General features: G+C 34.5%; 1 protein-coding gene. It reads left to right on the top strand.

Annotated elements, in window-relative coordinates; all coding sequences use genetic code 11:
- A partial coding sequence (locus tag AWU74_RS08735) for a hypothetical protein (protein ID WP_238580296.1) occupies positions 1-346 on the top strand: 346 nt, incomplete at its 5' end.
- Positions 347-414 lie beyond the last annotated feature (68 nt).

Genomic DNA, 414 nt, shown 5'->3' with positions numbered 1-414 from the left:
TGATTCATCAATAAGATACTGGTTGGATGGATTTGCTCTTGATGTAATAAGCGAGAGAAGAGATAAACTTATTAAAGCAAATAAGGTCATGTATGATGATGGGTGGACTTCTGTAATAGATAAATTCGGCAGTGAAATAGTTAAGAACGCTCGATCACGAGATTATTATCATGCAGTATTTGATAATAATGGTAAACTTATTGATAGTGATAGGCATAAAGCAATTCGGAGAGAATATGCAGGAAGATTATTTAATAGATATTTTTCTGCTATTATGACCGATTTTGGAAGTATGTTGGGAATAATTGGTGGTGTTTTAGGAATTATCGCTTTTATCAAGAGTTGATTTGTGATCAATAAAGGAGCACTCAACCAGTGCCCATAAATAAACTCATCCTCGGCGACAACCTCGAA

The organism is Treponema endosymbiont of Eucomonympha sp., from assembly GCF_001028545.1.
The sequence above is the reverse complement of the archived record's forward strand: the minus strand, read 5'-3'. Positions and strand labels throughout refer to the sequence as shown.